Raw genomic sequence first — 26232 nt, 5'->3', positions numbered from 1 at the left:
TTATTTTAATTTCACTTGTGCAACTAATGGATCGTGGTCAGAGGCGCGTCCTGCTTGCTCTGTGAAGTCTGCATTGACGTGAACAATGTCAATTTTCGCGCCATTCTTTAAGCTTTTTGAAACGAAAATATGATCAAGCACTTGTGAGTTTCCTTGGTACACATATGTGTAGCGCTCATTCGTCGGTACTTTATGAATTAAATTTGCCATGCCAGCCTTTTCAAATGTTTGAAGCGGCTTGCTGAACTGGAAGTCATTATAATCGCCGACAGACACGATATTCGCTTTTGGATTTTTCGCTAATACATCACTCACGAAGTCACTGACAACGTTTGCGATTTTTTGGCGCTGTACTTCACTCGCTAAGTTAACGGGCTGTACTTGGCCAAATAACGGTGTATCGCCCCCTTTTGAGTTCCAGTGATTGGCGATAACGATTAAATCTTTGCCATCTGCTGTAAATTCAGCAGCTAACGGCTTACGGCTATCCTCGAATGCTTCATTTGTCGGGTCAATTCGCCCTGGATTTACTGTTAAGCCTGTTTTCTTGTTGTAGCCAACTGCTGTTGTCGCATCCCCTGCTGGTGCACCTGATTTTAATGATACACGCTCTGGGTTGTATAAGAAGCCGACACGAATATTCGCATTCGGTGCGCCACCGTCCTGATTGTTTTCAGGGTCGATATTGACGTATTGATACGTTGGACCGCCCGCTTCCTCGATTGCTTTAATTAAGCGCTCATATGATTCATTTGCCTTGCTGTCGCCTGCTTTTGCGCCGTTATTGTCCTGCACTTCTGTGACACCAACAATATCTGGGCTACCAAGGCTATTGGCAATTGAATGAGCTAATTTTTCAGCCTTCGCATTCGATGTTTCGGCTGTGTTATTTGAGAAGTTTTCTAAGTTAAATGAGCCGACTGTCACTTTTTTCTTAGATGCTTTTAGTTTCGTTGTTTCCTGTGTTGCCTTGCCTTGTTTATAGGTTTTTTGCATATTCTCTATGTTCGTGAAAATTTTATAGTTGGAATAACCGTAGCCAACAACGCCTTCGATTGTACCATTAAATTCATCGCCCGTATTGACGTTGTAGTCACGTACATTGTCACCAAAGAGCTTGAATTGTACGCGGTCTGCATTAGCATCGTTCGCTTCAAATAGTACGCCGCCATTTTTCGTATCTGTATGGCGTGATTTTAACACCGTAATGACATCGCCATATTCCTGCGGTGCTACAGCCTTAACATCCTTTACAGCTACGCGCATGCTTTCTAGGCTTTCCCAGTAATCAATCGCATCTTCATTTGGATCAAATTTCGTAAATTGATCATTGTCGATAACTGATTTCGGTAAATTTTGCTTTGTAATTTGGACTGCTTTTGGTAACGTCACATTTTCCGCTTTAATCGCTACTTGCCCGCCCTGGTCGTCACGCGCATTAATTTGCGTCACCGGTAAATCCATCGTGCGCTTGTCGCTATAGCCCTCGATATAATACTCATCCACCTTACCTGTTACAGAAACAAGGTCGCCTACTTTGACATCTTGGCTATATTTCCCTGTATAAACGGTAATGGCTTCCGATGTACGGCTATCCTTATCTGCTTTCGCATCCGGTGTTTGCATATGGAAGTAATACGCGCCATTTAATTTATACGTAAATGTTACGACGCCTTCTACTTGCTGCACAGTTTTCCCCACATAGCTGGATTGATGTGTAGCACCTTGAATATCATGAATTTCCGTCGTATCTGCTGATGCCTGCCCGCTTACTGCCGTTAAAATACCTACTGATAAAAGTGATGCTGTTAACCATTTTGCTTTCACTAGAAAGTCCTCCTCATAAAAAAAGATACAAAGCTTGTTAGTATTTTACAAAAATTTATACATAAATGTAAGTAGCTATAGACCGTATTATTTGTAAAGCTTTGTAGGCAGAATAGTCTAACTATTCTTTACAAAAAATTAAAAACAGACCCCTTACTACTGTGACCTTCTTAAAGGAGCAGCCCGTTATTATTAAAAAAAGGATTAAAAAAAGCACATACCACGCTTTTTTCGCGGAATGTGCTTTACGTTACTCTCGACCATCCATTATATTTACAGCTCTATCTCCATTTGATCTTCTTCCCATTTGCCTGTTACTAGATTTAGCGCATCTTCTTCATCTGTAAATCTAAAATAAATAGGTAAAGGTAATGTAACTTGTGCAAGGTCAAAGCATTTTTTTACCCAGTCACTAACCTCTTTCATTGTAATTTCTTCTAAATCATTCTTTTCAAAAAAATCAACAAATTGTTCTAACTGCTTACCTGTATCAAATTCTTTATACAAGATAGCAGAATCAACTAAATAAACACCATCACTATATTCACTATTATCATCAACTGCATCAACACTATCAAACATATCCTCATTAACCGCTAAATAAATTTCAAATTGTTCATCACTCAAATCATCCATCGATGAAACGACAATTAATACCTTAGCATCTGCTGGGAATTTCAGATTTTCTACGTTTTTAAACGCATTTACTAATGTTTCTGTTTGCTTATCTAAGTTTTTTTGAATTGTTTTTACATATTTTTTCACACGATACATCGGAGTCCTCCTCATTAATTAAAGAAAATCTTTGTTTTACAGCTCTATCTCCATTTGATCTTCCCATTTGCCTGTTACCAAATTCAACACTTCATCTTCATCCAAAATCATAAAATAAATTGGTACATTAAAAGTGATTTTTGCTTGATCAAAACATTTTTTGACCCAATGCCCATATTCTTTTATAGTAATTCCTTCTAAACCATTGTCGCTATAAAACTCACTAAACATTTCTTCTTCTTTTTCATTAAAGTTTTTTGAATCTTCATCATAGAGAGCAAAATTAGTAAGTAATTTTACACTAGAGGTATATTCACTATCATCTTCGACCGGATCAACCGAATTAAACATATCTTCATGTGCTTCTAACAAAAGATGAATATCATCTAAAGAAAAATATGCCCACGCAAATAAAACAGCCGTCTCATCTGGAAAACAAACATTTTCTAAACCCTTAAAAGATTCAATCAACTCATTTGATTTTTCCTCTAAATTAAATCTAACTTCTTCTACATAGCTTTCTACACTAAACACTTTAAAACCCTCCTATTGTAAAAAACACATCCAACATTTTCTTGCTGGATGTGCTTGTTGTTATTTTTTCTTACACTTTTTAAGCGCCATTACTATGGCACAAATGACGAGCATAAAACCATAGATGGCGACAAAAATCTGTGGTACTACAATGGTCACAGTTGATAACGCCACCATCGCTAAGCCGACAATGACATAGTGCCATACAACTTGTAGCTTATAGGTTTCTTGTCCGACATGCCATGCACGAAAATAGCCTTGTAAAAAGCCGAGTATTACTTGCATCACGCTAATGATATAGAGGCTCTCTACATCTAATGTCAGCATATAAATCATACCGAGTAGCGCAATCGGCAACGCAATTGGCATCGTCCATTTTTGCTGGAGATGATAGCCAAGTGCTGCACCAAAGGAAAATAGCGCAAAAATAAGTGCAAATAATGAAAAGGTTAACGTACTATTTTTTAGCCAAAATAAATAATACGGAAAAATAATTACCTGTCCGACTGTGATGAATAGCGGCCACTTAGTCATTGGCATGCTTCACATAATTATCATAGAAATAATTGCGGAAAATAATATCTGGGTCCTGCTGCTGTTTTTCGTCATACACACTAGCGGCATTTGGATACGCCTTTTTAAACTGGTCGGTCGTCTGGTATGGATAATACGGTAAATAATACGTCCCTTCATGCTTTAATGTCACATCTGTCCATTGACGAATCAAGGTCTTGGCCTCCTCAATCGACTGCTCGGATGTACCATGTTGCAGCAGTACAACGAAGCCCATCATGTCATCCGTCGCATAGTTCAGCGCCGTTGCGTCATCTTTTGCAACATAGCGCAGTGTAATATTATGTACTTTCACATCATTCTTTTTATCATCATGCGGCAGCACTTGCTGAAGCTCGTTCACATAGGCTTCAAATTCATCTAGTGGTACGAAAAATTCCTGAAGTACCTCTACGCGCCCCGGTTTGGTATATTCCATAAAGGTAGACTCAGAGCGCATCGCATCATTACGATTAATTTCTTTATCATCAATTAACTTCATATAGCCGCGCTGCAATTGCCAGAAACCATTTTCAAGCGCACCGCCTTGACGTCCTAAATCAAGCCCGAGTTTACTCAAACGCTCAGAGCTTTCACCTTTTAACGGTGAGGTGTGATCAATCGCTTCCATTTTTTCATAATCAATCGTATACACATCCTCTAAAAAGCTATTCGGCGCCACACTAATACGCGCATAATGCATGGCAATGCGGTCATCTTTTAAAATACTACGCATATGTGGTGCATAATCCGCCATCTTCATTTCAGTCGTATGCATCGTATAAACGGTATTGTCTGTCACATCGAGCGTCACATCAACAATAACGCCAAATAAACCATAGCCACCTAAAATATACTGTAGGCGCTCGTCATCTCGGCCTCGTTTTAACGTTTCAAATTCGCCCTGTGCATTCACAATTGTCAGCTCACGTACCGTACTGGCCATCGAGCCATAGCGAATATCTCGTCCGTGCGCATTGACGCTGAGCGAGCCACCTATTGTAAAAATCGATTGCGACTGTGTCACTCGGAGTGCCAAGCCTTTTTTCGCTAGTGCCTCTTGCACATCCATCCAGCTAGCACCCGCTTCGACCTTCACGGTTTTTTGCTGTTCATTCACCGATAGCACACGATTAAATGCGCGCATATCGATAACAATTCCGTCTTTATAGTATGTATGTCCACCTTGTGAGTGTTGAAGCCCCGCGATGCTAATGGTGCGCTTCGCCTTTTGCGCCTCTTTTACGATTGCAACAAGCTCTTCTCGCTTCTTCACCTCATTAATTTGTGCGACCTTTTCCGGCATTAGACCGGTATAGTCTGTCGTCATTGCCGTTTGTGATAAGCCATATGTTCTTTTTTCAATTGGAATTTGCCACCACACAACGCCTGTCATGACGCCGACAAGCCCTACTAACAGGCCTGTCTTTGTAGAACGTTTCATACAATCACCTCTTCTCTATCATAACAAAAAACTAGATAGGGAAACGCAAAAAAAGGCACAACCCGTCTAAGAGCCGTCCCTTTTTATGTTTGAACTATACTTTTTTCGCTAATTCATTTACTTCTTCTGAGACATTCGTTAATTGCTCTAATGAATCGGCAATCGCTGTAATTGCAATGCCCTGCTGTGTTGAAATTTCGACAGTATCTTTTAGTGTTTTTGAAATATCAATTACTTGCTGACGTAGATTTTCCATCACATCGTTAATTTCTGTCACCGAATCTGCTGATTGATTGGCTAGCTTCGTAATTTCACTTGCAACAACTGCAAAGCCTTTACCTGCTTCGCCAGAGCGAGCCGCTTCAATCCCCGCATTCAGCCCTAAAATACGTGTGCTTTTTGCGATATTATTAATCATTTGTAGCATTTTTTTCGTATTTTCTGTGTACGCTAGCATCTCTTTTTGTGCTTGTTCAAGCCCAGCCATATGATGCTGGAACTCAGATGAAGAGGCCTGTACTTCCTCTGCGGCCGCCGCAATACTCGTTGTCGAATTCGCAACCATATCTGCCGCCTTTGTCAGCTTCGTTTGTACTTCAATCGGCTTCGAAATCCCTAAGCTTCCAATCACCTGATTACGCTCATCAAAAATAGGAATACCAATAAATCGAAAAGCCGTACCATATTTTTCAACAGGTACATCAACGATTACTTTCTTGCGTGTACGAAAAATATCAAAAACAATATCATCTGATTTTAGTGGACGTTGTTTGCTCATACGCACTTTATTTTGATCAAATGTTCCTCCATTATGCTCCCAAACGGTATGTGTCAAATCGGTCATCGCAAAAAACGAGCCCTCATCAAATACATCGACAATTAACGGTAATGTGCGTTCTAGCTCTTCTAAACGATTCACTACAATTGTTTCCATCATCTACAAAACCTCCGTTCTTTAGTCCTAGTAACATTGTATCATTTAATTTCTTTTTATTGTAGTTTTTTTATTCACTGTTCAATCTTCATTGTTTTACAGAACTTTCTTAAGAATTTCTTCATTTTTATACGCTAGTATAATAAGCATAGAAACGAGGTTTTTTTATGTACCGATTTTTTTATTATGCGATGATGCTGTGCTATGGCGGCTTAGTTATCGAAACGGTTTTCTTATCACGCGACCATTACCGTAATGTAAACTTGCAGCCTTTTGATATGATTCACGCACAAGGGACACTAGACATCAATGTATGGGGTAATGTGCTATTATTTATTCCACTTGGCATCTACCTCATGATTCACTATAAACAAGTGGCTCTTTGGGGTGTCATGCTAGCTAGCCTCTGTATTGAAATTTTTCAATACATCTTCGCGCGCGGTGCGTCCGACATCGATGATTTCCTATTAAATACAATGGGTGGTCTAATCGGTATGGGACTGGCCTGGATACTCGGCAAATGCTTCGCTGATGTACAAAAAGCCGTTGCGATGGTCTCGATGATTATCGGTCTACCCTTTATTGGACTTACGCTATTATTATTTATCGCAAATTAAAAAAGACATGATGCAAGCGCATCATGCCTTTTCATTATTCTTTTACAACGTTTAAGTTCTTCGGTACTTCAAGCAGCACGAGCACATCTTGAAAAACGTCACCCTCTACGTCATCTACCTGAAATCCTTCGTCCTTAATAAAATCTAAGCGATCTGTTAATACTTTTACGGTCGGCATATCTTTTCGTCTAATGTCCACTTCATTTTCGCCTTCATCAATGATCAAACTCGGAAGCTCACCCGTTAGATTCATTTGCTTCGTTGCATACTTCAAATAATACACTTTTCCTTCTACGGTATTTGTCAGTTTATTGCTGCGCACGATTTTATAGCGAACTTCCTCGTTTTCATGAATATAATATTCTTCAGCAGTATCGACGTCTTGTACCCACATATTATCTTCAGGAATCATTATTTTTTTATTATTAAATTGCTGTAATAATTGTTTGTTGTAGGCATCCATTTGCTGTCTCTGCTCCGCTGATACCTGCTTAGCTGTCGGCTCTGATATCGAAGTAAGGATGGCACCTAGCAGTAAAACGGCCACATAGCCCAAAGCAATCCATTTAATCGACTTGCCTAAGCGAATTTTAATGAATAATTTACGCGAAACAAGGGCCACAACCAACACAAGAACGATTAAGAAAATAAAACCAAAAACACTTATATGACTCATTTTGCCATTGCCCCCTTAAAGCGCCATTGTAAAAAGCCAAATTCTACGACGAGTAGCATCGCGCTAAAGCCAAGCCACTGCCATGATGTGAATAAATGCCCAATACTGTATATGTAAGCAACCACACAAAGAATAATCGTCACCATATAAATACTTACCCACATCCATTGTTTCGATTGTTTCAATAATCTAACGGTATAGCTCCACATGCTCGCCGCTAAAATAAGCAGGAAGCAAATAAGCATATTTTTATAAAAATAACCAGATGTTAATAATGTCGTATCATAATAGGTTGCGGCATCCGAATACTTCCCGCCGTAAGCTACGTATGGAATAAGTAATGCTGTCACACTGCCATATAGCGCTAGTAGCATAAGCATTAAGCTATCTACACGGATTTTCACAGATAAAGGAAGACGAAAGACGTCTGTTGGCTCTATTTGCGCGACCTTGATTGCGCCAAAGCAAATCGCTAGTAATGTTACTAAGAAGGTCGTATTGGCATTGAAGATGGCATACACCACCGTACCGCCGAATTGTCCAGCGATTGAATTTAAGCTAAAAAATAATTGCACGATTATTAAAATAATAAAGAAGCCACGCATTTTCTCGGTTGTTTGCTTCCACTGGATACGATAATAATTAGTTGTCATGCGTTTCTCCTCCTTCAAAAATTTGTTTATCATGACGATCTAGTACGCGTGTATGCATCGGCACACGTACATACGCCACATATGGATTATTATTGCCATCATAGTATGATTCGTCCCATGCTACCGGCAATAATGTCACGCCCTTTGCCGTAAGGTCGAGTGTTTCTTGCTGCCCTCTTACAATCAACTTATCTTTTTTAAATTGAATGGTCGGCTCCGGGTATAAAGCGCTGACATCTACATCGCCTACTAAAGATGGACGCTTGTACATGCTTACTTCTACCTCACCCTCTAAATCAGATGCCTCCTCTACTACATACAAAACTTGATGTTCCTCGATTTCGCTATTCATATAAAATAAATCCTTTTTATAGGCGAGTGTTTTCGTATAAAGTAGAAAATCAGCATATGCATCGCGTTTGCCACTCGCTAAATCTGTTAAAAATTGTTGCTGCTCCTGCTGATAATTTTTCACCTGTGCTACTGTATAGGACATTGGCGTCTCTTTCGTTAACAGCTGATAAATAACGGGGCTCGCTAGTAACACAACGGCATATAGTCCAACAATTAGCCCGATAAATCGTTTGCCCGGGTGCCATTTTAAGATGACACCGAGCAGTAAGAGTAACAGAATCATAATTAGAAATGTCATACCGCTTCCTCCTGACGTATCATCCAAATAAGTGCAGCTGCCAAAATAACTGCGATACTTGCCGTTCCGATATAAAGTACATGCTCGAACAATTGTGCAACGACGATCATTGCTACTAAGCTAACAATACACACAAGAAATGCATACACTTTATTTATCGCGTATAAAAAGCCCAGTATACAAGCCATCATCAACCATACAAATAGCAGCATTGCCTGCAACCATACCTGTTCATTCGCTCGTAAAATCGTTTGTTCCGGCTCAATTAATAGGAAATAAATGCCGATGACATAACGTGTTAAAATAATCGCCAGTGTGAGGGCTGCACTATAAAGCACAGCTATAACGATGCTTCCTCTTTGCTTCACATGCTTTGGAAATTGAAAAGGCTCTAGACGCTGCTGCTTCAGCGCCGCTCCTAGCATCATCGTACTCAAGCAACCGGCTACGATAAGTGGAACTAGATTGTAATAAATTGAGGTGAATTGAAAATCAGCAAATCCTTGCATTCGTTGGTCTTCTGTTACGAGAGCGAGGGCAAGTGCTATGAGCTGTGAAACAATTGTAAATAATACAATTTGTCGATTATTTCGCCACGTCCATTTTATAAAAAATCGGCTTAATTGATTACTACTCATTGTTTGAAAAGACATCATCAATCGACCCCTTTTTTTCTGCCGTCAAATATAAATACAAGTCCTTAGCGCTAATCGCCTGCTGTTGGAAATCACCTGCTATATGGCTTGGCACAAGCACCCGGTCACCGCCAAATGGTGAGCGCTCGAGAATTAAAGCATCCGGATAAGCGGCAAGCATACGAGACAATTCACCTTCCCAAATCATATGTGACGACGCAAAGTCATCAATATTATCATGCACGAGCACCTTGCCATCATGTAAAATGACAATTTCTTCAAGTAAATGCGCTAGCTCATCTAGTAAATGACTAGAGATAATTATTAACCGCGGGTAGGCAATATACTCTTTTAAAATCGCGCGATACATATCTTTACGCAGGCCCTCATCAATCCCATTTACTGGCTCATCTAATAATGTCACCGCCGCACGTGTAGCGAGACCAAAAATAGTCGCAAACATCGACTTCATTCCTGTTGATAGCTGCTGGAATGTTTGATGAAGTGGAATATCAAAATAAGTAAAGAGTTTTTCACTTAATGCCTGGTCCCAGTGCATATAAAACTGCGCTCCCATTTGACATAGCTCACGTAGTGATAAATTCGCTGGAAATGTCATATTCGGATGAATGTAAATACTATTGACGGACACATATAAATTATCAAAGGCAGATTGCTCTAAAACCTCTACCTTGCCCTTCGTTGGTTTTTCTAAGCCAGCAAGTAACGACATCAATGTCGATTTCCCTACGCCATTACGACCAACCAAACCTACTAGCTTTGGCTCATCAATTTGTAGATTTAACTCATCTAACACTATCTTTCTACCAAATTTTTTTCGTACATTCACACAGTTAATCATCCTAAGTCCCCCTTACGGAAAATGCGTTCAATCAAAGCGATAAGTTGTACTTCTGATATGTTTAAACGCTGTGCCTCTTCGACTAATTCCGCTACCTTGCCATGTAAGCCATGCTGTACGCGCTCATCCATTAGTTTTTCGCGTGCCCCTTCCATTACAAACATTCCTAATCCCCTTTTCTTATACAGTAATTCTTTTTCAAGTAAAATCGTTAACCCCTTGCCAGCAGTGGCTGGATTGACATTAAATTTTTCTGCCAATTGATATTGTGAAAACACTTTCGCATCCGCTTCAAGGCGCTGTTCAATAATTTCATTTTCAAGCCATTGTGCAATTTGCACATAAATCGGCACTTGCCCATCTTGTAGCTGCATAACGTCCTTCCCTTCAATTTCATTAGTGCATTACTGTTGTAATGTACTATACATCTTTTTCAAATTTTTAGCAATATGAAATTTTATTTTTCCATAAAAAAAGAGGAATCCGAAGACTCCTCGCGCTTGTTATTCAGGTAATTGATAGTCCTTTAAATCCTCACGCAATTGCTGCTTTAAGAATTTGCCGACCGATGTTTTTGGAATTTCTTCTAAAAAGACGACATCATCTGGTATCCACAGACGTGCAAAATCTTGTCGTAAATGATCAAGTAGCTCTTCTTTTGTAACAGTGTCTTTAAATTCTTCTTTCACCACCACACAGGCAACCGGACGCTCAAGCCATTTCGGATGTGGTACCGCAATGACCGCCGCTTCTGCGACCTTTTCATAAGACATGAGCGCATTTTCTAACTCAATCGAGGAAATCCATTCACCGCCTGATTTAATTAAATCTTTCGTACGGTCGGTAATGCGAATATTGCCATCTTTCGTATAAACCGCAATATCTCCCGTATAAAGCCAGCCATCTTTAAAGGCATCATTTGTACGCTCATCGCGGTAATACTCTGCTGCAATCCATGGTCCTTTGACAATTAGCTCGCCCATCGTCTCATCGTCCCATGGTACATCACCGTTTTCATTCACAATACGCGCTTCTACGAGTGGCACTGTAAGCCCTTGCGTTGTACGAATGTCCATGCGCTCCTCATAATCATACTGCTCTGTTTGTGACGTATAAATCGATACACTCACAAGTGGAGATGTCTCCGTCATACCATAGCCCGTATAGAAGGTAATGCCCATTTCCTCAAAAGCTTTTGCCATACTAATTGGCGAAGCTGAGCCGCCACTGACAATGAGACGGAGACTTGATAGGTCACGCGGCTTTTTCTTTTGCTCTTGTAAAAAACCGAGCCAAATCGTTGGCACGCCTGCTGAGATCGTCACACCGTATTGCTCACATAAATCAAGTAATAATTCCGGTGTGAAGAGTGGTCCAGGTAATACTTGTGTCGCACCCAAATTCACGCATACAAACGGCATGCCCCATGCATTTACGTGGAACATTGGCACAATCGGCAGCATAATATCATGCTCGCTTAACGCCACACTATCTTTAAACATCATTGCAAAGCTATGCAGTACGATACTGCGATGCGTGTAAACAACGCCTTTTGGCATACCCGTTGTGGCAGATGTATAACACATCCCAGCCGGTGTATTTTCGTCAAAATCTTCGGCAAAGACATGTGTTGGATCGCCCGACTGAATGAGGTCCTCATAGGAATAAACATTCGGTAACGTTGTCGCTGACACATCTACCGCATCCCCACACACAATAAAAGTTTTCACCGTTTTTAGTAGTGGTGCTACCGCCTCGATTAATTTTAAGAGCGTATGGTCAACAATTAATACGTCATCCTCGGCATGATTAATCACATATACAATATGCTCCGGTGACAAGCGAATATTTACCGTATGCAAAATCGCCTCACTGCATGGCACCGCAAAATACATTTCTAAATGGCGATGGTCATTCCAACAAAATGTCGCAATTTTTGTACCGCGTGTCATACCTAATTTCGTTAGCGAAGAAGCTAGACGCCGCGTACGCTCTGCGTATTCCTTATACGTAAATTCATGCATTGTTTCTGGTCCTGTACGTGAGTAAATTTTTTTATGCCCAAAATACCGTTCTGCTCGTTTAAAAAAACCCGTTAACAATAAAGGTGTATCCATCATATGCATATGTCTCGCTCCTTTGTCGTTTACATTTTTTCTAAAATCGTTGCATTCGCCATCCCCATACCTTCACAAATCGCCACTAGACCATACTGTAAATTTTCACGCTGCATGCGGTACAGCATCGATGTCACAAGCTTCGTGCCGGTCGCACCTAATGGGTGGCCGAGCGCAATAGCACCGCCGTCGGGATTTACTTTTGTTAAATCCGCCCCAAGCTCCTGTGCCCAGACGAGTGGCACCGGCGCAAATGCTTCATTGACCTCAAACGTATCAATGTCCGCTAGTGTTAAATTTGCACGCTGTAGCACACGCTTTGTCGCCTCAATCGGTCCGGTTAGCATGAGCGTTGGGTCAGAACCTACGACACTACGCGCAATAATTTTAGCAAGCGGCTTTAGCCCAAGCTCCTGTGCCTTTTCAAGCGACATAACAACAACCGCCGAAGCACCGTCACTCATCTGTGAGGCATTGCCGGCTGTAATAACGCCATCTTCTTTAAAAACCGTTTTAAGTGCCGCAAGCGACTCGCTATTCGTATCTGGGCGCGGTCCCTCATCACGCGTCACATGCCCAATCGCTGTGATTTCTTCGTCAAAATGACCCGCTTCGATGGCTTGTAACGCGCGCTTATGGCTCGTTGCCGCAAAGTCATTGACGTCCTCTTTCGTTAAGGCCCATTTCTCCGCCATACGCTCTGCTGATAACCCTTGATGAATAATGTCATATTGCTCTCGTAAGCGCTTACTTTGTTGCGCACCATCTGTATGAATAAACATTGGGACACGTGTCATACTCTCGACACCCCCGGCAATCACAATGTCCATATCACCCGCAAGAATAGCCTGTGCCGCAAAATGCATGGCCTGTAGACTAGAGCCACACTGACGGTCAATCGTTACACCTGGCACTTCAATTGGGAAGCCCGCCATTAGCGTTGCCGTACGCGCAATATTCATGGACTGCTCCTGTGATTGTGTCACACAGCCAATAATGACATCCTCAACTGCCGCCTTTTCAATACCGGCTCGTTTAACAACACTTTCTAAAATATCTGCTAATAAATCATCTGGGCGTACATCAGCGAGGCCACCTTTTCGACGGCCAACCGCGGTTCTTGTTGCTGCTACAATTACTGCTTCACGCATTTAAAATCCCCCTTAAACTAGCATATTCTGTCTTTTTATATGTATTATTTTACATGATACAGAAAATTTTCACAATTTTCTGATGAATATTTTATAATAGAAGATGAGGTGAGAACTATTGACAACCATTCATGATCATTTAGGTCGACAACTTGTAGTACAACCGGGGCCCCAGCGCATTATTTCACTATGCCCCGCTATTACGGAGACATTGCTTGAATTAGGCAGTAAATCTGTCGTTGGGCGCACCAAATATTGCATTTTCCCACAAGAAATCGTCGAAGATATTGCAGTCGTTGGTGGCACAAAAACGATAGATGAAGCAGCCATTCACGCGCTCAATCCGACATTAATTATTGCGGAAAAGGAAGAAAACACAAAGGAAATAGTCGAGACATTAGCCGCGCACTACCCTGTATTCGTATGCCAGGTTGAGACCGTAGATGATGCCTATCGTTTGATTGAAACACTCGGTACATTAGCGAGCGTGCAGCAAGCGGCAGTTGCATTAATAGACGAGATTCAAAAAACCTTTGCACAACTTCCGGCACTATCTGGTAATGCTGCCTATATAATGTGGCGAAAGCCGTATATGGCGGTCGGTAAGACGACCTATATTACGAGTCTACTCGAAATGCTCGGCTTCACCAATCCTATAACGAAGCTTGACGGTCGCTATCCTGCGGTAACGATCGAAGATTTGCAGCAGGCAAAGCTTGACTATGTCCTGCTGTCCTCTGAGCCATTCCCGTTCTCTGAAAAGCATCGCGCAGAATTTGAACCATATTTAGCAAACGCAAAAATCATTTTTGTAGACGGTGAAATGTTTTGGTACGGCGCACGTATGCTCAAGGCAGCGCATTATTTTAATACGATTCAACAAGCGTTTAACTAAGCAAAAAAGGCACTGTGTCATATTGACATAGTGCCTTTTTATCGAATTATACAATTATAGTTCTTCTGCCATTGGTAGACCGGTCATGGCTCCTTTTCGCGTAACAGCCATAGCACCTGCTTTATTCGCACGTGCAAAAATTTCCTCTAGTGAGCGCTGCTCGACAATGCTTTGAAGCATCGCCGCCACAAAGGCATCCCCGGCGCCCGTTGTATCAACAACAGATGCGGCATAACCTGGCACATGAAAAGAACGCGCGGCGGTTTGTACAATACAACCCTTTTCGCCCTGTGTTATGACGAGTAGCTTACAGGTCGGTAGTTCCCCTAAAAAGGCGTGCTCTTCCTCCGAAATTTTGACGATATCGGCGTATTGCCACATATCGAGAATCGTTTCGCGTGCAAGAGCTTCATTTTGCCATAAATTCAAGCGTAGATTCGGATCATATGAAATCAATGCGCCTTGTGCCTTCGCTTGTTTAATCGCTGTAATGGTTGCCTGCTTCGTTGATTCCTGAGTGCATGAAAGCGAGCCGTAATGGAAAATCGTTACGCCATCAAAGGCCGCCTTCGCTTCTCTAACCGTCGCAACGGATAAAAATTGGTCCGCACTTGGCTGCACGATAAAATCAAATGAGCGTTCGCCGTTTTCAAGCGTCACAAACGCCATACCTGTATGTGCCTTATCTGTTGTAAACATAGACGTCGTATCCACACCGTAAGACGCGCAAGTATCCGTTAAAAAGCGGCCATTTGCGTCATTGCCGACCGTTGTCATAAACGCCGCATTACCGCCTAATTTGGCAATTCCTACTGCGACGTTTGCCGGTGCTCCGCCTGCGCATTTTTCATACACTGTATTTGTATCATCTAATGGCAGCATATCAATTAATGCTTCGCCAAATGTTAAAATCTTTGTCATGTCCATTCACCCTATTTTATCGTACGCTATGAAGTGGATTTTCGCTATGCTTTTTTGCGTGTGAATGAATAGACATTAAATGGTGCTAACACAAAATAAATCGCCATTACTGCTAATACAAGCTCTAACTCATAGCCAGCCCCTTGGTCATTACCCAAAAAGCCATTTGCTGCTTTCACGCTGAAAATAGCACCGAGCATAATCGCAACGAATGCAATCGCGACATAGCGCGTGGCAATACCTAAAATCATTAAAATACCACCTAGCACTTCGATGATGGCAACCACGTACGCTAAGCCACCTGGCAAGCCGATAGAATCAAACCATGCGGCAGTATTGCCAACGCCTCCTTGAAATTTAGATAGTCCATGTATTAAAAATGATGCGCCAAGCATAATACGTAATAGCAATGTAGCAAGTTGTTGTTTTTCCATAATAAGCTCCTTTTTTGTATTTGCAAACGATGTTGGCCATCTATCACTTACGAATTGTAAGTAACTTTAAAATGAATACTTGATAAAGTCAACCATTTTACTAAGAATTACGTGATATGCCTTATAGTCTGTGAAGTTTCGTTTCACAAATTAACGACAATATTCCTTAGTTTTCATTATGAAAAAATAAAAAAGCACATTTAAAGTACTCACTTTAAACGTGCTCTAGACACAAGATGCCTATTCAATAATCTCCATTAATAAATCAAGTAACGCTTCCTCGCGCGTCTTCACAAGCTCAACATCCGTTTCTTGAATCGCATATTCAAGCTGTTGAATAGCCTCTTCGATTTGTACAGCTTGCTGGGGCTCGGCATTACGGCGCACTTTTTTTGCACGACGAATGACACCCTTCATCTCACTCGCAAGCTTTGATTTTTCCCAGTCATCAAATAATTCGAGCTTCGCCTCTTTCACTTGACGCGCCGACATAATACCGCGCTGTGCATCAAGCACCTGTGAAATCGTACGTCCTGTACTGAGCACTGTCGCTTCAATTTGAATCAGTCCGTTGACGTCATAGCGGAACATAATCTCTACTTTTTCCTTCCCAGCCGCATTTTCTGGAATTTCATCAACAATAAGCGGCGTTTCAGTAATGCGTAAGTCATCATTGACACGCGCATCCTCATCATCCCCTTGATAAACGCCAATATCAATCGTCGTTTGATTATCATTGACCGTATTGTAGATTTTTTTTGCTGTCACTGGAAGCGGCTCATTGCGGCGAATTAAAATATCAAAGTAACCGGATTGACGCTTGCCATCAACAATGCGTAAAACATCGGTCCCAAGTGTATACGGACACACATCAATGACCATTAGACTTGATTCCTCCGACAGGCTATCTTCTTTCATCGCTCCTTGAATCGCAGCACCTAATGCGACCGCTTCATCTGGGTTAATATCCTTTTTCGCCATGCGCTCAAATTTTGCTTCAACAAGTTGCTGAACGAGCGGAATACGCGTCGCGCCACCAATTAAAATAATGTCATCAATGGCATCTGGTGCAAGTTTTGCATCGTGAATGGCCTTATCAACATGCACGAGGGTCTCCTCTAATAGCGGACGCACAATGTCCTCAAATTCCGCACGTGTAATCGTATAATCAAGTGAAATCGGCTTTCCTTCGTACACTGCTAAAAAAGGTAAATTAAATGTCGCCGATAGTTCACTAGATAATGACTTTTTAACATTTTCCGCTTCGAGCTTCACACGGGCATGACGCTGTGTAATCTCGGACGCTTCACCAAAACTAAATAGTGGCACATCATATTGCTCCGCAAACTGCTCCGCTACCCAGTCCACTAATAAGCGGTCTAAATCCATACCACCTAAATGATTGTCCCCTGCGCTCGCCTTGACTTCGATTAGATTTTTATCCAAACGTACGACGGAAATATCAAAGGTTCCACCGCCTAGATCATAGACGATAATATTTTTCTCACTATCAGGGTGATCTAGTCCATAAGCAATCGCTGCTGCGGTTGGTTCATTCAAAATACGCTCGACCTTTAACCCCGCGATTTCACCAGCAATTTTAGTTGCTTTACGCTGTGCATCTGAAAAATACGCCGGTACTGTAATGACCGCTTCGGTAATTTTTTCACCTAAAAAATCTTCTGCGGCCTGCTTTAAATACTTTAAAAAATGTGCTGAAATTTGTTCTGGTGTAAAGCTTGTTTCGCCGACCGTTATTTTTTCATCCGTCCCCATCTTCCGCTTAATTTCGAGTACGGTTTGCTCCGGGAGGGATGAATATTGATTTTTCGCCACACTGCCCACAACTAGCTCGCCGTTAATATTTTTTTGAAATACAGATGGGGTCGTGCGCTCACCTCGTGAATTGACAATCATTTCAGGCTGACCATTTTTAACATACGCCATCGCTGAATTTGTTGTGCCTAAATCGATTCCTAAAATTGTCATATGCTCTCCTCCGTTACATGACGGTCATCACTTTTGCTTCGCGCAACACGTCATTCGTCTCTTTTATATAAAATCCTCGCTCGAATACTTTGCATACATGATGGCGCGCTACATCAGGCGCGAGACTGCACGGCATCGCGCCGATACTCACCATATATTCACCATCTAATTCCTTATGTAACACATCTAGCTCATAAACATTAAAATGCGCGAGCTGCTCAATTAACTGTGCAATTAATAATGTTAACTGCGCAAGTGTTGCTGCTTTAATGCTCGTCCCGCTCAGACTTTCTGAAAAATAATCGAATTGGTCAATAATTTCAATCGGTTTATAACTAAAGCGGCGAATGACCTCGATGGCTTGTAGCTCTTCAAAATCAAAATCAGCTAAACTAGCTAATCGTTCAAGCGGCTCATATAACGGCGCGAGTAACTCCTTTGTCATAACATCTAAAAAGCGCTGATGCTCGCGCTGTATATGATTTAATATGCGTAATGAGGCTCCTTCTTGTCGCAGTTGTTTAATTAAATGAACATATTTTTCATCATCATAATCTGCGACATGGTCCAGTTTGGCGACATTTGTTCGCAGTGTCTGAAAGGCATCCAACCACGTTTGGCGTTCCTGCTCACGAAAGCTATACGTTAAAAGCTGCTCAATCGGCTCAAGCATGTCCTTTGCGTAGCCACAAAATACCATCGTAGCATGACGTAGGCGGTCTTCAAGCACCCATTCACTATATTGTTGTAATAACCCGTTGACAGTCATGTCCCTATACCTCCTCATCCTTACTTTAACCACTTCTTTCGATTTACAAACATCATAAATATTATCGTCTTATTTTCCTATTTTTTTATAAATTATCGCATTTTCTCTCTATTAAAGGGTTGCGATTACAGGCATTCCAATTGAATACGCCTGATAAATTATGGCATAATAATAACGAAAAGGAGCGTGTTACAATGTATCGCAAAATGGAAGATTTCAAACAAGACTGGGCACATGCCGCCGGTGGCACAAAAATGGTATTAGGTGCTTTAACTGATGACACATTAAACCAAGCAATTGTTGAAGGTCATAGCACATTAGGTTGGTTAGGCTGGCATTTAGCTACTGCCCCTATGTTCTTCGTCGGACAAGTTGCTGGACTACAATTAACATCTGTAGGCAACCCACAAGAAGTTCCTACAGAAGCCGCAAAAATCGTAGCCGCTTACGAGCAAATTGCAGCAGAGATTACTGAAAAAGCAGACACACTTACAGATGAAGCATTACTTGAGGAAGTACCATTTATTCAAGGAAATGCTCCTCGTGGCGCGGTACTGCGCATGTTCATCGACCACCAAACACATCACCGTGGTCAAATGACGGTTTTATTACGCCAAGCAGGGCTTACAGTTCCTCCAGTAATGGGCCCTACACAAGAAATGCAGCGCTAATAAAAAAGAGACTGAGGCAAAACACGTCATGTTCCTTTTTTAGCGTTCGCAACGAAAAACCGGAACCGCACCACCGCGCGATTCCGGTTTTTCTTATGCTCATAGGAAAGGCTGTTTCTACACGTATGTCAAAGCCTCTTTTTCTTATGCTAATTATTCGCTCAATCCCTCTTGTCGTACGGTGAGCATGCGCCCAACACATAAAATAATAAGTGCAACTGTCACCATTACGCCCGCAAATGCAAGCGCTGCTAATTGATCATGATAAATTGATACAATTTCCCCCGCAAAAAGTGGCCCAATAATTTGACCAAATGCATAGACGCTCGTCAATAACGAGACAACGACCCCACTTTGCTGTGGATAACGTTTTCGCGCATACGCAGTCGTTAGCGTGACGATGCCAACAAACGTTAAGCCGTATAAAAAAGAAGAGAGTAGTACACTTGAAACGGTTTGTGAAAACACCGGTAACAGGATGCCGATAATTTGTAAACTATACGCGCTAACTAGTAACGTAATGGCCGATGTTTTTTCAAGTAATACAGTCCAAATTGGCGCAGATGGTACTGCCGCTAAGCCAACAACAACCCAGCTATAGCCAGCATAGTCCATTAGCGCTGGAATATGATGAATAATATCCACTAGAAAAGTGCCGGTAATAATATAGCCGAGCCCCTCAAAGCCATATGCTACAATAAGCCACAGCATAAAGCCCTTCACAACGCGCGTGTCGGCTGTTTTTTCAATCTTTTTCAGCTCGGGCACTTCAACTGGACGCCATAATACATGAATACATACTACGAAAATGGCTGATAGGATGCCTAGACCAATCCATGCTCCCGTCCATAGCACACGTTCCGCTAAAAATGGCACGATTAAGCCGGATAATGCAATGCCGAGACCAATGCCACTAAATAAGTAGCCTGACCATTTTGCGAGTGCATGATGTGCTAAATAATCCATGATGACGCTTGATGTTAAGACAAAAATTAAGCCCCCAGTAATGCCTGCAATTAAGCGTAATACTAACCATACCGTAAAGAAATCTACAATTCCCATCAATAAGACAGATAGCACGTTGATAACGACGCTCCAAATTAAAATGACCTTACGTCGTTTGTATAAAAAGCCTGCCCAAATGGCTCCGATAAAATAACCAATATAATTGCTAGAAGCTAAATAACTCGCTTCCTGAAATGAAAAGCCGACATCTTGTCGCATATACGGTAAAATCGGCGTAAACGCGAAGCGGCTAATGCCCATCGCAATGACAAGTAACAAAATTCCCCCTACGACTACACCAAAATGACGCCATGTCATACCCATCCCCCCTTAGTTCCTAAGTATACCAATTATCCATACATGAAAGCGTAAAATAATGAATAATATAGAAAAAAACCCCATATTACATTTTTATGTAATATAGGGTTTCACTATGATAGAAAGCATTCCGCTTTAATGTTGTTTAATCAACACAGATAATAGTTTTTTCGGTAACATACGCTCTAAAAGTACCGCAATCAAGCAAACGGTAATAAAGCAATAAACAAAAAACACAACACTCCGAATAAATTTCGTTACATCTAAGATCATAATCCACTTATCAAGAAAATGATAGCCGATGATCATGAGTGTAAATAATCCACAATATGAAGTTAGAGCTAAATAACGTTCCTTGTGCGTAAGTTGCTTAATGATTGTACGTTTTCTAAAAATTTGGATGACAAGTAGCAACGTAATTGCTGTAATCAATATGCTAAGTAGCATTTGCATCCCCCTCTCAAGCGATTCCTTACCTATGTAGTTTTGACTGCTCTTATACTTATATTGTTCCCAAATCGCTCAAAATTCAAGCAATTGCTTTTAAAAATTTAAGAATTTTTACATATTTGAAATATAATAAATATGCTGTAAGTACTTAGTATTTATTGTATAGACTTATATACGATAGAGTATTTGCTTGTATTCAACATAAAAATTTTACTATTTTTAGCCTAAATATCTTAGGTTCTATAGTAAACATATGAAAAAATTCATTGCTACATCATTTTTATAAGGCATTCTTAAAAGGCAACACGATGAAGGACTGGGAAAAATACGGCACGATAAACCGTAGTACCATTTATAAAAAATACAATACTTCATTCGTAAATTCTTACGCTGAAATGAACGTTAGCAAAGATTTCGCCGAAACATTTACACATTTTATCTTCTTAAAAAAATAGCTACCACAGCCTTTCAAAACGAAAAAATTCGTTACTTCTACAAAAATAAAGACATGGTGATATGACGCAATGGCATTCTAAAAAATATCAACAAGTCATACTATTAAAAAAGAGAACCCGTCGAATCATACGGGTTCTCTTTAGTCGTGTAAGCGATATTGTTGGCATCTATTATCGATTAAAAAATGGACTTTCTTCTATTATATTAGCGTAATGCAGTTGAAATTGATTTTGATTGTAGATGCAGACCGATAAAGTCTGGGCCACCTGCTTTTGAGCAAGTGCCGGACATATTGTAGCCACCAAATGGTTGGTAGCCAACGATGGCACCTGTACAGCCACGGTTGATATATAGGTTCCCAACGAAGAAATCTTGTTTTGCCTGTGCAATATGGTCTTCGTTGTCTGAAATAACAGCACCTGTTAAGCCGTATTCTGTGTTGTTTGCGATGTCTAATGCTTCATTAAAATCTTTTGCTTTTGAGAAAGCAACGATTGGACCGAAGATTTCTTCCTGCATTAAGCGTGCGTTTGGTGCAACATCTGCGACAACTGTTGGGTTGACGAAGTAACCTGTTGAATCATCCGCTGTCCCACCAGCAACGATGCGACCTTCTTCTTTCGCTACATCGAAGTAGCTTGTAATTTTTTTGAATGCAGCCTCGTCAATAACGGTTGCCATGAAGTTTGAGAAGTCTTGTGGATCCCCGATTGTTAAGTCATTCGTTAATTTCACCACTTTTTCAAGTACCTCATCGTACACATCCTCTACGATCACCGCACGTGAACAAGCTGAACATTTTTGACCAGAAAAACCAAATGCTGATTTCACAATAGATTCAGCTGCTAAATCTAAATCCGCCTCTTTGTCGACCACAATCGTATCTTTTCCGCCCATTTCTGCAATGACACGTTTGATCCAAATTTGACCTTCATTTACTTTTGATGCGCGCTCGTTAATGCGTAAGCCGACATCACGAGAACCCGTGAAGGATACAAAGCGTGTACGTGGATGGTCAACTAAGTAGTCACCCACCTCACCGCCAGGCCCTGGAATGTAGTTGACAACGCCGGCCGGAAGACCAGCCTCCTCTAAAATTTCCATAAATTTATAAGCAATCACTGGCGTTGTTGACGCTGGTTTTAATAACACCGTATTCCCTGCAACTGCAGCTGCAACCGTTGTACCCGCCATAATCGCAAATGGGAAATTCCAAGGTGAGATGATCACACCGACACCAAGTGAACGGTATTCGAATGTATTTTTCTCACCGTCACGTGAGTTGACTGGCTTGCCATCTTTTAGCTCCAGCATTTGACGCGCATAATATTCCATAAAGTCAATCGCTTCTGCTGTATCCGCATCCGCTTCAATCCATGGCTTGCCTGCTTCTAGCGTCATCATCGCTGACATTTCATGGCGACGTTCCTTCGTAATTTCTGCTGCTCGTAATAAAATCGCCGCGCGCTCTTCCGCTGGGGTTTTACTCCACTCATCGAATTTTGCATCTGCGACCTGCATCGCACGTTCCGCTAATTCTTTTGTTGATTTTGACACCGTCCCTACAACTTGTGTTTTATGCGCTGGGTTATAAGACGTAATTTTGCCATCCGTTGTAACACGTTCGCCACCAATAATTAACGGATAGTCTGTGCCAAGCGTCGCTTTCACTTTTTCAAGTGCTGCTTTGTAAGCCGTTACATTTTCCTCTTTCGAAAAATCTGTTAATGGTTCTGTTACGTAGTCTGGTAAGTTTTTTACATCAATCATCAATAAATCCTCCTCGGTGAAAGTGCCAAAATATTTTGCACATTTATATTTTACATTTTTATTATAGTGCATAATTATTTTACAAAGCAACTGTTTTATACGATTTTTTTGTTTTTTCGAGAATTTAATTGCCCCAAACAACATTTACGCGTAAAAAAAGAAGCCAAGGAATCCATTCCCTGACTTCTTTCATGCTTTAACGTTTTGAAAGGCGACCGATTAAGAAAGCCCCTGCTGCTAAACCAAGTAGCGTATTTGTTTTTTTGTTGAACACTTGCTTCGTTACAAGCGCTAAATTTTGTGGACGCTCTGCTAGACGGCGCATAAAGTAGCCGTACCAATCTTCGCCAAACGGTACATATGTTGTGAAGTGATACCCTTCTTTTGCCAATTCCTTTTGCATATCTGAACGGAAACCATAGAGCATTTGGAATTCAAATTTATCATTCGAAATATCATGCTCTTTAACAAATTTTTTAATATGCGCAATAATCGTATGATCATGTGTCGCAACCGATGTATATTTTGCATGCAGTAAACTATATTCTAAAAGTTTTACATAGTTTGCATCAATGTCTGCCTTGTCTGTATAGGCCACATCTGCTGGCTCCTTATACGCACCCTTTACAATGCGTAATCGATAATCACTGTATTTTTCTAAATTATCCATCGCCTCGTGGAAATACGCTTGAATTACTGTACCAACGATACCTGGGTATTTGGCATGGACCGCTTCTAAAATCGAAAATGTCGGATGTAAGCGTGAATAATTTTCTTGATCTAAGTTAATAAAAATACCATACTCATACGCTTTTTCAGCAATTTCTAATACATTCTCTAAGCAAAAATCATAATCAATATCCAGACCCACCTGTGATGGCTTAATCGAAATATGGGATTGAACACCACTCACATGAATCGCTTCTACGACTGCTAAAATTTGCTCTTTTGCTGCTGTTGCTTCAGCGCGGTCATGTACAAATTCCCCTAAATTATCAATTGTTGCTTCGATGCCTTGCTCATTCAAATGACGAATCGTCTCGATTGCCTCGTCAATATTTGTCCCCGCCACGACAGATTGTGCACCTAATTTCAATCCAAATTTTTGTGCCCCTGCATTTAGCGTACGACTATTTGATAGTGTCAAAAAGAAATTTTTTAGTAGTTCAGCCATTGCCCAAACCCCCTTGCATTATTTGATTTGAAGCATAAAACGTTTTTTTTATTTTTGCAACTATTATTTTTTCTACTTTTTCTCGTTTATCACAGAAAAACGTTCACTAAAGCGCTTTCATCATTCATAAAAAATATTTTTGAAGCATAATAAAAAGGCCTTTCTTTTGCAAAAAGAAAGACCTTTTATACCCTTATAGGTATTATTTAAAGTTATAGTTCGTTACAATCGGCTCGCGACCTTCTGTTGTATCACGGAAATATTCATATAAGCATGTGCCTAAGAATGAGCCTGCCATATTTTTTACATTTGTAAAGCCAGCACCTTGAAGCGCTACCGTTGCGTTATAGCTTCGTTGTGCAGAACGACAGTGAATATAAACTGGAATATCGCGAGGAATTTCATCCATACGTTCACGTAACTGGCTTAAAGGAATATTATATGCACCTTTTAGCATGCCATTTTTTAATTCTGCCTCTTCACGCACATCGACAATATAGGCCCCTGATTCTACTAATTCACGCGTTTGTGACACATGAACTTGCTTGAAGCGCCCCGCTAAAAGATTATCCGCTACGAGTGCCGCCATATTCACAACATCTTTCGCTGTGCCATACATTGGTGAATACGATAACTCTAAATCTTTTAAATCATCGACTGTGCCACCAAATGAAATAAGCGTCGCAATGACATCAATTCGTTTGTCCGCATTGCCTTTACCAATTGCTTGTGCACCGACAATCTTTCCTGTTGGCACTTCAAAAATTAATTTGAAATGAAGCGGATTACTATTCGGCATTAACCCCACTTTATCAGGCGAAATAACATAAACGCTATCGACTGTCATACCTGCTTCACGTGCTGTGCGCTCATTGATGCCCGTTGTCGCACATGCGTAATCAAAAATTTGAATGCTTGATGAACCAATGACACCGCGGTGACGGTTTGTGATGCCGTACATGTGGTCTGCCGCTGCACGCGCTTGTTTTTGAGCTGGTCCTGCCAGCGCAAGACGTGTTTTCTTATGCAAAATTTGGTGGAATACTTCAATCGCATCGCCTACCGCATAAATCGATGGATCACTTGTAACATAATTACCATCGACAACAATGGCACCCGTTTCGCCAATATCTAAGCCCGCATCCTCTGCTAAAGTAGTATCTGGACGAACGCCAATGGCTAGTACGACTGCATCCGCTTTTACTTGCTTACCTGACTGCAATGTAACTGTTTTGTCCTCGATAGATGCAAGACCATCTCCTACACGTAAATCAATGCCTTTATCAAGCATCTCCTTATGAATGATTTGAACCATATCGTCATCAAATGGCGCCATTACTTGTGGTGCAAATTCAATCAGTGCAACATTTTTATTCGCTAGGCGTAGATTTTCTGCCACTTCTACACCGATAAATCCACCACCGATAACGGCGATATTTTCAATCGTATCTTGTGATACATACTGCTGTAAGCGTTCAATATCCACGACATTACGCACTGTAAAAACATGTGTCGCATCGATACCCGGAAGCGCTGGTACGATTGGTTTGGCACCAGGAGACAGCACCAACACATCATAGCTCTCATCACTTGTTTCACCTGTTGCATGATTATGTATTGTCACTTTTTTATTCACTTTATCAATATGTGTTACCTCTTGAAAAACACGTGCATCAATATTGTATTTTTTCTTAAATTGTACCGGATCCATCATTAATAATTTTTCGCTATTCTCAACAATTCCACTTAAATGAAACGGTAATGAACAATTAGAAAATGATACATGTGGACCTTTTTCAAGCATAATAATCTCAGCTTTTTCATCTAAACGACGAACACGTGCAGCAGTAGAAGCTCCTCCTGCTACGCCGCCAATCACAACAACTTTTTTCGACATACTATCCCTCCATTATTGAATATAGCTTAATTTTATACCTATAGGGGTATTAAAA

At 41.0% G+C, this 26232-nt stretch carries 26 protein-coding genes; 3 read left to right on the top strand and 23 right to left on the bottom strand.

Annotated elements, in window-relative coordinates; genetic code table 11:
* The 6 genes from QI30_RS17145 to QI30_RS17120 form a co-directional block, all read right to left on the bottom strand.
* Positions 1-1827 carry an endonuclease/exonuclease/phosphatase family protein gene (locus QI30_RS17145; protein ID WP_126991802.1) on the bottom strand — a complete coding sequence of 609 codons (1827 nt, stop codon included), beginning with the start codon at positions 1825-1827 and terminating at the stop codon, positions 1-3.
* 273 nt (positions 1828-2100) lie between these two features.
* The gene (locus QI30_RS17140) at positions 2101-2601 is read right to left on the bottom strand and encodes a hypothetical protein (protein WP_126991801.1); all 501 of its coding nucleotides are present in this window, start codon (positions 2599-2601) and stop codon (positions 2101-2103) included.
* A 36-nt stretch (positions 2602-2637) separates the two neighbouring features.
* Positions 2638-3135: a hypothetical protein gene (locus tag QI30_RS17135; RefSeq protein WP_126991800.1), complete on the bottom strand. Its 498-nt coding sequence runs from the start codon at positions 3133-3135 to the stop codon at positions 2638-2640.
* 60 nt (positions 3136-3195) lie between these two features.
* A complete protein-coding gene (locus QI30_RS17130) occupies positions 3196-3669 on the bottom strand; it encodes a hypothetical protein (RefSeq protein ID WP_126991799.1) in 474 nt (157 codons plus the stop codon).
* Entirely contained in the window at positions 3662-5131 is a 1470-nt protein-coding gene (locus QI30_RS17125) for an FAD-binding oxidoreductase (RefSeq protein WP_126991798.1), read from the bottom strand. The genes QI30_RS17130 and QI30_RS17125 overlap by 8 nt, the downstream gene beginning before the upstream one ends.
* A gap of 94 nt (positions 5132-5225) precedes the next feature.
* Positions 5226-6068, bottom strand: a complete 843-nt coding sequence (locus tag QI30_RS17120) for a methyl-accepting chemotaxis protein (protein WP_126991797.1) — start codon at positions 6066-6068, stop codon at positions 5226-5228.
* A 164-nt stretch (positions 6069-6232) separates the two neighbouring features.
* On the opposite strand from QI30_RS17120, the gene QI30_RS17115 reads away from it, so the two are divergent.
* The gene (locus tag QI30_RS17115; RefSeq protein ID WP_126991796.1) at positions 6233-6682 is read left to right on the top strand and encodes a VanZ family protein; all 450 of its coding nucleotides are present in this window, start codon (positions 6233-6235) and stop codon (positions 6680-6682) included.
* 34 nt (positions 6683-6716) lie between these two features.
* On the opposite strand, the gene QI30_RS17110 is transcribed toward QI30_RS17115, so the two are convergent.
* From QI30_RS17110 to QI30_RS17075, 8 genes are all read right to left on the bottom strand, one after another.
* Positions 6717-7358 (bottom strand): hypothetical protein, encoded by a 642-nt coding sequence (locus tag QI30_RS17110; RefSeq protein WP_126991795.1) that lies wholly within the window; start codon positions 7356-7358, stop codon positions 6717-6719.
* Positions 7355-8011: a hypothetical protein gene (locus tag QI30_RS17105; protein ID WP_126991794.1), complete on the bottom strand. Its 657-nt coding sequence runs from the start codon at positions 8009-8011 to the stop codon at positions 7355-7357. The genes QI30_RS17110 and QI30_RS17105 overlap by 4 nt, the downstream gene beginning before the upstream one ends.
* A complete protein-coding gene (locus tag QI30_RS17100) occupies positions 8001-8663 on the bottom strand; it encodes a hypothetical protein (protein WP_126991793.1) in 663 nt (220 codons plus the stop codon). Before QI30_RS17100 ends, QI30_RS17105 begins: the two co-directional genes overlap by 11 nt.
* Positions 8660-9319 carry a hypothetical protein gene (locus QI30_RS17095; protein ID WP_148113872.1) on the bottom strand — a complete coding sequence of 220 codons (660 nt, stop codon included), beginning with the start codon at positions 9317-9319 and terminating at the stop codon, positions 8660-8662. Before QI30_RS17095 ends, QI30_RS17100 begins: the two co-directional genes overlap by 4 nt.
* Positions 9294-10160 carry an ABC transporter ATP-binding protein gene (locus QI30_RS17090; RefSeq protein ID WP_126991791.1) on the bottom strand — a complete coding sequence of 289 codons (867 nt, stop codon included), beginning with the start codon at positions 10158-10160 and terminating at the stop codon, positions 9294-9296. Before QI30_RS17090 ends, QI30_RS17095 begins: the two co-directional genes overlap by 26 nt.
* Entirely contained in the window at positions 10157-10534 is a 378-nt protein-coding gene (locus QI30_RS17085; protein ID WP_126991790.1) for a GntR family transcriptional regulator, read from the bottom strand. Before QI30_RS17085 ends, QI30_RS17090 begins: the two co-directional genes overlap by 4 nt.
* A gap of 129 nt (positions 10535-10663) precedes the next feature.
* A complete protein-coding gene (locus QI30_RS17080; RefSeq protein ID WP_126991789.1) occupies positions 10664-12286 on the bottom strand; it encodes a long-chain fatty acid--CoA ligase in 1623 nt (540 codons plus the stop codon).
* 20 nt (positions 12287-12306) lie between these two features.
* On the bottom strand, positions 12307-13428 hold the full coding sequence (locus tag QI30_RS17075) for a thiolase family protein (RefSeq protein WP_126991788.1): 1122 nt from the start codon (positions 13426-13428) through the stop codon (positions 12307-12309).
* Positions 13429-13546: 118 nt separating this feature from the next.
* Between QI30_RS17075 and QI30_RS17070 the strand changes: the two genes are divergently transcribed.
* On the top strand, positions 13547-14323 hold the full coding sequence (locus tag QI30_RS17070; protein ID WP_126991787.1) for an ABC transporter substrate-binding protein: 777 nt from the start codon (positions 13547-13549) through the stop codon (positions 14321-14323).
* Between the two features lie 54 nt (positions 14324-14377).
* On the opposite strand, the gene QI30_RS17065 is transcribed toward QI30_RS17070, so the two are convergent.
* The 4 genes from QI30_RS17065 to grpE form a co-directional block, all read right to left on the bottom strand.
* Positions 14378-15244, bottom strand: a complete 867-nt coding sequence (locus tag QI30_RS17065; protein WP_126991786.1) for a carbohydrate kinase family protein — start codon at positions 15242-15244, stop codon at positions 14378-14380.
* Positions 15245-15288: 44 nt separating this feature from the next.
* Positions 15289-15678 (bottom strand): DoxX family protein, encoded by a 390-nt coding sequence (locus QI30_RS17060; protein WP_126991785.1) that lies wholly within the window; start codon positions 15676-15678, stop codon positions 15289-15291.
* Positions 15679-15918: 240 nt separating this feature from the next.
* Positions 15919-17667, bottom strand: coding sequence for an Hsp70 family protein (locus QI30_RS17055; protein WP_126991784.1), 1749 nt, complete (start codon positions 17665-17667; stop codon positions 15919-15921).
* Positions 17668-17680: 13 nt separating this feature from the next.
* Positions 17681-18436, bottom strand: coding sequence for a nucleotide exchange factor GrpE (grpE, locus tag QI30_RS17050; RefSeq protein WP_126991783.1), 756 nt, complete (start codon positions 18434-18436; stop codon positions 17681-17683).
* Positions 18437-18630: 194 nt separating this feature from the next.
* On the opposite strand from grpE, the gene QI30_RS17045 reads away from it, so the two are divergent.
* Positions 18631-19107, top strand: a complete 477-nt coding sequence (locus QI30_RS17045; protein ID WP_126991782.1) for a DinB family protein — start codon at positions 18631-18633, stop codon at positions 19105-19107.
* A 153-nt stretch (positions 19108-19260) separates the two neighbouring features.
* On the opposite strand, the gene QI30_RS17040 is transcribed toward QI30_RS17045, so the two are convergent.
* The 5 genes from QI30_RS17040 to QI30_RS17020 form a co-directional block, all read right to left on the bottom strand.
* On the bottom strand, positions 19261-20430 hold the full coding sequence (locus QI30_RS17040) for a YbfB/YjiJ family MFS transporter (RefSeq protein ID WP_126991781.1): 1170 nt from the start codon (positions 20428-20430) through the stop codon (positions 19261-19263).
* A 135-nt stretch (positions 20431-20565) separates the two neighbouring features.
* Positions 20566-20877, bottom strand: coding sequence for a hypothetical protein (locus tag QI30_RS17035; protein WP_126991780.1), 312 nt, complete (start codon positions 20875-20877; stop codon positions 20566-20568).
* Between the two features lie 663 nt (positions 20878-21540).
* A complete protein-coding gene (pruA, locus tag QI30_RS17030) occupies positions 21541-23106 on the bottom strand; it encodes an L-glutamate gamma-semialdehyde dehydrogenase (protein WP_126991779.1) in 1566 nt (521 codons plus the stop codon).
* 196 nt (positions 23107-23302) lie between these two features.
* Positions 23303-24280 (bottom strand): proline dehydrogenase family protein, encoded by a 978-nt coding sequence (locus tag QI30_RS17025; RefSeq protein ID WP_126991778.1) that lies wholly within the window; start codon positions 24278-24280, stop codon positions 23303-23305.
* A gap of 202 nt (positions 24281-24482) precedes the next feature.
* Positions 24483-26177: an FAD-dependent oxidoreductase gene (locus QI30_RS17020; protein ID WP_126991777.1), complete on the bottom strand. Its 1695-nt coding sequence runs from the start codon at positions 26175-26177 to the stop codon at positions 24483-24485.
* Positions 26178-26232 lie beyond the last annotated feature (55 nt).

It is taken from the genome of Candidatus Kurthia intestinigallinarum, from assembly GCF_003991225.1.
GTDB classification, from domain to species: domain Bacteria; phylum Bacillota; class Bacilli; order Bacillales_A; family Planococcaceae; genus Kurthia; species Kurthia populi.
The sequence above is the reverse complement of the archived record's forward strand: the minus strand, read 5'-3'. Positions and strand labels throughout refer to the sequence as shown.